The 7569-nt window shown below is 47.1% G+C and carries 8 protein-coding genes; 1 reads left to right on the plus strand and 7 read right to left on the minus strand.

Translation table 11 applies throughout. The features are described 5' to 3' along the window. From Q0620_RS10520 to Q0620_RS10550, 7 genes are all read right to left on the minus strand, one after another. Window positions 1-887: Ppx/GppA phosphatase family protein (locus Q0620_RS10520; protein ID WP_298785086.1), on the minus strand; the 887-nt coding region annotated here is incomplete at its 3' end. Beyond that, entirely contained in the window at window positions 888-1133 is a 246-nt protein-coding gene (locus Q0620_RS10525; RefSeq protein WP_005871264.1) for a YfhL family 4Fe-4S dicluster ferredoxin, read from the minus strand. A 49-nt stretch (window positions 1134-1182) separates the two neighbouring features. Further along, the gene (locus Q0620_RS10530; protein ID WP_298785088.1) at window positions 1183-2430 is read right to left on the minus strand and encodes a HAMP domain-containing sensor histidine kinase; all 1248 of its coding nucleotides are present in this window, start codon (window positions 2428-2430) and stop codon (window positions 1183-1185) included. A gap of 38 nt (window positions 2431-2468) precedes the next feature. Beyond that, window positions 2469-3140, minus strand: coding sequence for a homeostatic response regulator transcription factor HsrA (hsrA, locus tag Q0620_RS10535; RefSeq protein ID WP_005871260.1), 672 nt, complete (start codon window positions 3138-3140; stop codon window positions 2469-2471). Between the two features lie 76 nt (window positions 3141-3216). Next, window positions 3217-3534, minus strand: a complete 318-nt coding sequence (locus Q0620_RS10540; RefSeq protein ID WP_298785090.1) for a dihydroneopterin aldolase — start codon at window positions 3532-3534, stop codon at window positions 3217-3219. After that, a complete protein-coding gene (gene plsY, locus Q0620_RS10545; RefSeq protein ID WP_298785091.1) occupies window positions 3531-4187 on the minus strand; it encodes a glycerol-3-phosphate 1-O-acyltransferase PlsY in 657 nt (218 codons plus the stop codon). Before plsY ends, Q0620_RS10540 begins: the two co-directional genes overlap by 4 nt. Before the next feature lie 9 nt (window positions 4188-4196). Continuing rightward, window positions 4197-6488, minus strand: a complete 2292-nt coding sequence (locus Q0620_RS10550; protein WP_298785093.1) for a DUF87 domain-containing protein — start codon at window positions 6486-6488, stop codon at window positions 4197-4199. 94 nt (window positions 6489-6582) lie between these two features. Here Q0620_RS10550 and Q0620_RS10555 point away from each other — a divergent pair, with 94 nt between their 5' ends. Further along, window positions 6583-7506, plus strand: coding sequence for a methylenetetrahydrofolate reductase (locus tag Q0620_RS10555; protein WP_297882905.1), 924 nt, complete (start codon window positions 6583-6585; stop codon window positions 7504-7506). Window positions 7507-7569: the final 63 nt, after the last annotated feature.

A 7569-nucleotide genomic window follows, 5' to 3' on the forward strand; every position in this document is an offset into this window, starting at 1 on the left:
GAGCTTAAAAACGCCCCCTCTCGCACTCCCACGCCGCTTGTGATGATCTTTTTCGCTCCCAGGCGCCTTACGATCTTATCAAAGATGATGGCGCCCTCTCTGATCGTGTCGTAGCGGTCCTTTTTGATCGGGAATTTCGCCAGATCAAGCGTCTTTGCGCTCATTAGTTTGGCAAAAAACGGCGCGTATTTTTCGTAATCGTAGCTGAAATTATGCACGATCTTTAGCGGATGGTTTTGCAGGCTCATCACGGCGCCCGAGAGCGCTCGCGCAGAGCCGCCCATTACGATTAAATTTTGCGTGCGAAACTCGGTGCCTACTTGCGAGATCGCGTTATTTATGTATTTCTCTAGCCCCTTTGTGTCGCCGCGATCGAAAAACAGCTCCTTTAGCCGCACCGTGCCTAAATTTAGAGAAATTTTATTTTCTATCCTGCCGTTTTTTATGTAAGCAAGCTCGGTCGAGCCGCCGCCGATGTCCAGCGTAACGCCCTCGGAAAAGTCGCTAAGCAAATTTTGCGCCGCATAGGCGCCTAGATACGCCTCCATCTGCCCGTCTATCTTGCGGATCGTGATGCCCGTTTGCTTGCGGACGAGATTTATAAACTCGGCTCCGTTCGGCGCATCGCGAAGCGCGGATGTACCAATGCAAAGCACGCGCTTGGCCTTGTAATTGCATACGAGGGTTTTAAACTTTTTAAACGCCAGCAGGCATTTTTGCATCGCTTCGGGAGTTAAAATTCCGCCGTTTTCGTAAGCGCCTTCGCCTAGGCGGATCTTGATCTTGTGCTCGGCCAAAATGAAAAATCCGAGCCTGCTCGTGCGCTCGAAAATCACGACTCTGGCGGAATTTGAGCCCAGATCTATGACGGCGACGCGCTTGGGCATTTAAATTTCCATATGGACGTGTTTGTATTTCAGCTCGTCCGCCGTCTCGATATTATCGGGATCGGTGATGATACACTCGACCGGGCAGACCACGATGCAAGCGGGCTCTGAATAATCATCTACGCACTCGCAGCATCGATCGGCATCTATGATGTATATCGGCTCATCCTCAAAAATAGCTTCATTAGGGCACTCCTCGCGGCACGCGTCGCAACTGATGCATTCTTTTGTAATCAACAATGACATATAATTTTACCTTACGAAAAAATTTATGGCGTTTATACCATAAAAAGCTTCATTTTGTTTTAAAATAGCGGAATTTCGGGCTATTTCTTAAATTTTTTAGCGGAAGCTTGAAAATTGCAACGATTAGCAAGCGCGCTTCATCGTTTTTAAGATCTACTTGCGCACCCATCGCTTGAGCAGCATTTTTGGCTAAGAATAGCCCGAGCCCGGCTCCCGGTTTGCCGCCGTAGCGCTTAAAAGGGGCAAAATAATCAATCTCTTCGTTAAGCGGCTCGCCTTTGTTTGCGACCCGCACTATGAAATTTCCATCCGAAATTTCGCTCTCGATCAGCACCTTTTCGCCGTCCGGAGAAAATTTTATGGCGTTTTGGATAAAATTTTGAATCACGTGCATAAAGAGACTTTTCTGCACCGAAATTTCAAGCTGTTCGGGCTTAAGATCCATCGTCAAGTCCTTGCCCGCCGTACGCGCTAAAATTTTAAAGCCCACGCATAGCTCCCGTAGATACGCGATCATATCGGTCTGCTCGGGTGCCTCAAACTGCGCCCCCTCCTGCCGTCCAATCTCCAGAATGGAGCTGATCATCTTATTCATACTATCGATCGAATCGTTGTTATTTTTAAGCGCCTCGATATATTTCTCGCTCTCGCGCGGCTTAATTAGCGTGACTTCGTTTTTGGTTTTCATCACCGCCAGCGGAGTCTTAAGCTCGTGCGCGATGCCGATAAAAAGCTCTTTTTGATACAAAATGAAAGTTTCAATGCGCTCAAGTAGGCGGTTTATGCTGTTTGAAAGCGGGCTAAATTCGCTTGGAATTTCCGCTGCGTCGATCGGCTTTAGAAATTTTTCATCCACCGAAGCGAGCCTTTGGCTGATCAGCTTAATCGGCATTAGTAGCATGCGCGAAAGAAACATCGCGTAAAACACCACCAAAAATATCATCGTCAAATTTACCAAAATGATGTCGATGAGTATTTGATTTACGATGTTTGCATAGACGCTCACGTCTGCTTTGATGCTTAAAATTTTATCCTTACCATAAGGATAGTGCAGCTGTAAATAGCTCCTGCCGCCCTCGGAGCTTTCGATAAATTTAGGTTTATTGATACTTTCGTTTTCGATGATTTTGCTTTCGTATTCACCGGATGCGTCTTGTAAAAAAGATGAAATTTTCTCAGGCGGCACGGAGACCTCTACGATTTTTTGTGCTCTTTGGATTAAATTTTGAACGGGAGTTTCGAAGATAGTAATTCTCATATAATTATAGAGCATTACCGAAAAAATGACAATTAGCATCAACGAAGCGGATGCTAATTGTATTACAAAGCGGACTCTTAAGCTTTTTGTGGAAAGCAAAATCTATATCCGCGTCTGCGAACGGTCTCGATCGTAGAGATGTTTAGAGGCTTATCCATTTTCTGTCGAATTTGATTGATCGCGACTTCGATGACGTTTGGCGTAACAAGCTCAGGCTCCTCCCAGATGGCGTCTAGCAGCTGCTCTTTACTTACGATCTGATCGCTGTGGCGCGCCAAGTGAGTTAGCACCTCAAATGGCTTGCCCTTAAGCTCGATCTCTTGACCTAGATATGTGATCTTTTCCTCATCCGGATCGATGATGAGATCGTCGATTTTGATGATATTTGAGCCGCCAAAGCGAAGTCTAGCCTCGAGGCGTGCTACTAAAACATCAAAGTCGAAAGGTTTTTTGATAAAATCGTCCGCGCCCGCGCGAAGTGCTTTTATCTCGCTTTCTTTATCGTCTTTTGCAGATAGCACGACGACAGAGGTGCGCGCGGATTTTTGCTTAACTAATGCGATGAGATCGATGCCGTTGCCGTCAGCTAGCATCCAATCGGTTAGCACCAAATCATAATTTCTAATGCCGATATAATACTCTGCGTCCTTAAAACTCTCGGAAGTATCCGTCTGATAGCCGAACTCCATCAAGCCCTCCGCTATCGTCTTGTTTAAAGTCACCTCGTCCTCGACTATTAAAATTCTCATTTAATTTCCTTGCCTTAAAATTTTGCGGCGATTTTAACATATTTTAAGCAAAATTTCAAGATTTTTTAAAGAAATTTTAAAATTTTATCTCTATTTCCGCGCCTACGCTCGCGTCTTGTAAAATTTCGGGCTTTAAAATTTTCATATAAAAATAATCCATCGATCGAAATTTTGAGTGAAACTCCTGCGCGAAGTATTTTAGCGCGTCCTCTACGAGGCGAAATTTTTTTTCGCGAAGCTCCGCTTTGATATATTCGCAAACCCGCGCATAGTCGATAAATTCCTCCGCTCCGAACTTCGCCCACACCCAGACGCGCTGCTCGCGCTTGCGCTCAAAATCCAGCGTCCCGATTATCGCGCCAAATTCCAGCTTTTCGATTAAAATTTTAATCATACTACGCGCTTTTCCTCGCCCTTAAGTAGCCTGGCGATATTCGGCGCGTGTTTGTAAAATACTATGAAAACTATCAGAAAGATCGGCGCGTGAGTGTTGATCGCTGGCATCTGCGGATGGATCACGTAGCTTACGATAACTAGCGCAAGCGCCGCTGCAAGCGATGCTACGGATGAAATTTTAACCGTCTTGCCGACTACAAACCAAACGGCAAGCGCGATGATAAGCTCGATAGGGATGAAGCAAGCAAGCACGCCGGCTCCCGTCGCAATGCCCTTGCCGCCGTTAAATTTCAGATACGGACTAAAGCAATGCCCAAGCACTGCAAAGACAGCCATGCTCCATAGCACGTTTTCATCAAAGCCTAAAGCCCGCGCGAACAGTATCGGCAGGATGCCCTTTAGCGCGTCGCAAGCGACGGTGAGGATCGCGAGTTTTTTTGCTTTTTTCGGATCGCGAGTTTTTAAGACGCGAAGGACGTTGGTGGCGCCTATGGAGCCGCTGCCCTCGCTTTTGATATCCACGCCGCCTAGGTATCTGCCGATCAAAAGCCCAAAGGGGATCGCAGCGATCAGATACGCCGCGACGTAGCACCAAAAATTTGGCGCCGTAACGATACTAAGTAAAAATTCTAAAATTCCCGATTTTTTCATAAAATCCCTTTAACTCTTCCAAAGCAGTGAAATTTTCTCGTCGTAAATGTCCGTTTTCTTCGGCGCGATTTCCTTCGTTTCAAGCTTGATATTTTTTAGATCCAGGCTCTGTTTTAGCGCGTCCACTTCAGCCTCAAATTTCTGCGTAAGCATCTCCAGCTCCTCTTGTAGCGCGCTTAGGCTATTTTGTGCATTTTTGGCTTCGCTTCGTTCATTTAAAATTTTATGCGCGCTCTTTGCGCCGCTGATCGCTTTGGAGATGTTACCGGCGCTGCGCGAGCGGCCTAAAAACGCTCCCAAGATCGCTCCGCCTATGCTTAGCGCGGTATCTACGCCGCGGCTTAGCACGTCGCTTTTTTCCTTCTCATATTTTTCGCTAGCACGCGAAATTTTATCCTCAAGGCGCGCCTTTTCCTTTTCAAATTTAGCCGCGATCTCGTCGGTTTTCGCCTCTAAAATTTCATTCGCCTTATCGCTTAGGCGCACAAAAAACTCCTCCCTGCTCTCGCCCGGTTTTGAGAGCAGATCAAGCGCGCTAAAAAGTTCTAACTTTTCGTTGCGGTAGATCCACTCCTTAAAGCTTTTAAGCTGAGCATTTAAATTTTTTGCGCCCGCGATGAAGCTAGGAAGCGCGCCGTAGCTGGAGCCTGCCTGCTCCTGTCCGCTTAAATTTGCGACCTCTCGCGTGCTAGCTTCATTCCAATCTATTTCGCCCCCGTCCGAAAGCGAAAGCAAAAATGAGCGTTGCTGCGTAAAATCGACTCCCTTGTCGCAAAATCGCATCTTTGCGCTTGCATATAGATACGGGCTTAGCTCAAGGCTCGCGCCGTAGCTATAAAGCTGCGAAATTTCAGCAGAAACTACGGGTTTGGCAGAGCCGGCGGATTTGACGCCTTGCGCGGCGCCCGACACGGACGAAATTTCAGCCTTTTTGTCTTTCATTAAATTTGAAATTTGCTCGTTGCTTAAAGGACCCTTTAAATAGCTTAGCGCAAAGCGCGTCTCGATCACTCGCAGCACGTCCTCGTTGATGTTTTTTACCAAAAAATTTCGCTTTTTGAGGTTTGAAATTTTTTCCATAAGCACGCTTTTGTCGATCGGATTTGAGCCGATACCGCTTAGACCGCTGATGACGCGCTCCTTATCCTGCGCGGTCTGCAAGCGCCCGATAAACCACGTACCAATATTGCTAAGCCCTTTATAATCGAGATCGACCGGGTTTTGCGTCGATAATACGCAGCCAAGTCCGAAAGCGCGAGCCTGCTTTAGCAGCGTAAGCATCGGGGTTTTGCTCGGCGGATTGCCGTTTGGCGGAAAAAAGCCGTAAATTTCATCCATATAAAGCACGGCGCGCAAGGAACTCGTGCCGCTGGTGGTGCGCATCCATTTGATCATCTCGCCCAAAAGCAGCGTAACGAAAAACATCCTCTCATCGTCGTTTAGATGCGCGATAGAAAATATATTCGCTCTCGCCCTGCCGTTTTCATCAAATAGCATCTTGGCGATATTTAGTCGCTCGCCCTCGCACCAAAGCTTAAAACTCGGGCTTGCGATGAGCGCATTAATCTTCATCGCAAGCGCCATTCGCTTATCGCTCGGAAAGAAGGTATTAACGTCGAAAACGCCGATCTTATCGAATGGCGGGTTGCCGATCTGCGCGATGAGATCCACCACGCTCACCCCCTCGCCTCTGCCGAAATGATAGGTTAAAATTTGGCTGATTAGTAAAAATTCCGGCGAGCTGAGATTATCGCTGCTAATCCCTGCAAGGCTTAGCACGCTAGTGGCGATGCCGCCGATGTAATTATTCAAATCCTCTTCGTTTAAGCCCTTCGGCGCTTCAAAGTCGCTTAGTAGGCTGATCCCAAGCCCTGCGCTTGATTTGGGCGTATAAATTCTAAAATCGGCGCTGTTTTTCAAAAGCTGTACTCGCGCCAGGTCTTGATACGAGCCCTCGATCCCTTCGCGCCAAGTATTTGCGGTCTGCTCGGCGTACTCGCGCACGCTAAGACCTTTATTTTGTGCCTCGGCCTCGTCGATATAAGGCTCGAAATCCTCAGCCCTCATCTGCGGAAAGGTAAGAGCTAAATTTGTCAGATCGCCTTTCGGGTCGATGATAATGGATGGGATATTATCGATCGCGGCTTCCTCTAGCAGCGTGATGCCAAGTCCCGTTTTACCGCTGCCGGTCATTCCGATGATAAGCGCGTGGGTCGTCAGATCCTTGTTTTTATACAAAAACGGCTCGCCGTTTTCAAGCCCCAGATAAAAAAGCTTTAAATTTTCTTGAAGCGTTTTCATTGCCTTCCTTAAATTTGCAATTTGTGCGGCATTATATCATTTAAATTTTTAAATTTAAATTTGCTAAAATGCGCGAAAAATCAAGGAATGGCAAGTGTTAAAAGAAAAAATTAGAAACGGAAAAAGCGGAATTTTGCTCTACGGCATCGTCCCGCCTAAAATCACGTCCTCTCAAGACGAGCTCGAGCGACTAGGTACGGCGTGGTCGCAACGCCTAAGCGAATGTGAATGCGACGGTATCGTTATCTACGATCTACAAGACGAAAGCGCGCGCACAAAAGATGAGCGGACCTTCCCTTTTGTGCATACGATCGATCCTGCACGCTACTACACGCAGTATCTACATACCGATAAAGAAGCGATCATCTACCGCGCGGTAGGCAAATATGACGAAGCGGAATTTTGCGAAATTCTAAGGCATGCCGCAAGCGGACTGGGCGTTTTCGTGGGGGCGAGCTCTAAAAACGAAGAATGCAAACTGCATCTAAGCTGCGCCTATGAGCTCAAGCGACTCGTGGCGCCGCATCTTTGCCTAGGCGGCATCTGCATTCCTGAACGCCATGAAAAGAGCCGCGACGAGCACCTAAAAATCGCGGAGAAGACTGCGGACGGGTGCGAATTTTTTATCACTCAGGCGGTTTATAATGTACAAAACGCCAAAGATTTCATCGACGATTACGCTGCTTTGGAGTGCAAAAAGGTGCCGATAATCTTTACTTTCACGCCGTGCGGCAGCCTAAAGACGCTTGAGTTTATGAAGTGGCTTGGCATCTCGGTGCCAGATTTTTTGCAGCAACGGCTGCAAAGCAGCGTCGATATCTTACAAAGTTCAACAGCGCTGTGCGCGGAGATGTTTGATTTCATCTATAAATACGCCCTCGCAAAAGGTGTAAGCGTAGGCGCAAACGTCGAGAGCGTAAGCACCCGCCGCGTCGAAATCGAAGCCTCGCTCAGCTTACTAAAAGAGATCAGAAAAATTATCCTTAAACACGAGAATTTGGGATTTTACGTTATTTAAAATTTTAAATCGGGTACACGAACAAAACGCTAGATAGTCCAAGCTAACGGAGGAATTTTAAAT

This window comes from uncultured Campylobacter sp. (assembly GCF_938017615.1).
GTDB lineage: Bacteria > Campylobacterota > Campylobacteria > Campylobacterales > Campylobacteraceae > Campylobacter_B.